This window comes from Nostoc sp. UIC 10607 (genome assembly GCF_047228265.1).
Taxonomy (GTDB): domain Bacteria; phylum Cyanobacteriota; class Cyanobacteriia; order Cyanobacteriales; family Nostocaceae; genus Nostoc; species Nostoc foliaceum_A.
The window spans coordinates 1-1346 of the sequence record NZ_JBIQNW010000183.1 but is presented as its reverse complement, the minus strand read 5'-3'; the positions used below and the strand labels follow the sequence as shown (position 1 = coordinate 1346).

The 1346-nt window shown below is 38.9% G+C and carries 2 protein-coding genes; both read right to left on the bottom strand.

The window, feature by feature from the left end; genetic code table 11:
- Positions 1 to 18: 18 nt before the first annotated feature.
- Positions 19 to 288 (bottom strand): hypothetical protein, encoded by a 270-nt coding sequence (locus ACEYW6_RS36235; RefSeq protein WP_412983609.1) that lies wholly within the window; start codon positions 286 to 288, stop codon positions 19 to 21.
- Positions 288 to 1262, bottom strand: a complete 975-nt coding sequence (locus ACEYW6_RS36230) for a Mu transposase C-terminal domain-containing protein (protein WP_412983608.1) — start codon at positions 1260 to 1262, stop codon at positions 288 to 290. The genes ACEYW6_RS36235 and ACEYW6_RS36230 overlap by 1 nt, the downstream gene beginning before the upstream one ends.
- Positions 1263 to 1346: the final 84 nt, after the last annotated feature.

Below are 1346 nucleotides of genomic sequence, written 5' to 3'. Positions count from 1 at the left end.
TAAGTATCGCTAAAATGCTTATGTAATATAGGTTTCAGCCTTAGCGTACAATTTTCCCGTTTTGGCACGGTGATGCCTCATACGACGTAGTAAGGTAGTTTTACCAACACCTGTTGGCCCGAACAGAAACATGAGTGAAGTTGCAGCAGGCTCTTCAACAGTGAGCATGAGCTTTTGCGAGGCTGACAGCAATTTCGGATGCGCCATTGTGTAATTTTTAAAGTAAGCAATTCTCTCAGGAATAGATTGCTCAAGTAGTTGCTTAGGAAAGCCTTCTTCGTCACTCATCAGAACTCTCCATAGTATTCTAGGGATACTAATTTATTTTTTATGTCCATTAATTGGTCGGTTTCTAAATAATTGTTTTCCGATTCAAGCAAATTAACTTCAGATGAATTATTCTCAAAATCTGAGTGAAGCTGATCAGAAACACATCTAACTATAGACGGGTCTTCAATCAGTTGTAAAACGCTTTTATTTTCAGCATTTTTTAGACGTTGTAATAGCAATTTTTCTTCTGTTAACTCAACAGAGTTAAGGAACTGTACTAACTCTCGGTCTGAGTTAATAAAATTATGACCTTGTAGTCGTTTGCGAGCTAGCAATTCTGCACTAACTAATTGAATTTCCTTTTCTGAGCGTCCTTTAAAGTATTGGTAGTACTTTGAGATACACTCTACCCATTGTCCCTGAACTAAGGCATAAGCAATTCCAGCATCCCAGGGGTCATATCTAACATCAACTGATGTAAATTCAATTTCCGGATTACGGAATTCATTATTCCAGTAGTAAATGTTATGAATTTTCACTCCCTGACCTGGTTGAATTTTACGTTTACTTTGTTGGGGTGCGGGTAAAGTGAGAATACGGAAGATGTTGTCATATTCTACTCGTCTGTGCAGTCTGCTACCACCGAGTGCAATTCCGACATTGAAGGCATCACGAGGTGTTTGTCCTAGTGCTGGATGTTCGCGTTGCTCATATACTTCGTAACCCCACGATAAAAGAGCCGAATATAAGACAATTAACGTCCACACTGCCTGTTTTGAGGGACTAACAGATTTAGTTACACAACGATGTTTTCTTGTAAGTTGGGTATTGCCAAGCAATTCATAAATCAGTTGGGTGTTGGCAGTTCTAAATAGTCTCTCCACGACTGAGCCGAATCGAGGATAAGCAGGTGGGCGATGTTTTTTGGTACAAGCATAAGTTGCTAAAAGTTGATCGAAATAATGGCTGTGGAACTCGGCACCATTATCCACAACTATTCCCGGATTTCTCACAAGTGCAAAAAAATTATTGAGATGAGTAAAATTTAGGAAAGGATATTTTATACATTAGTGGAT

What these genes read in the sequence shown, in the direction of transcription:
- ACEYW6_RS36235 (WP_412983609.1), bottom strand. Translation starts at nt 288, where the DNA reads ATGAGTGACGAAGAAGGCTTTCCTAAGCAACTACTTGAGCAATCTATT.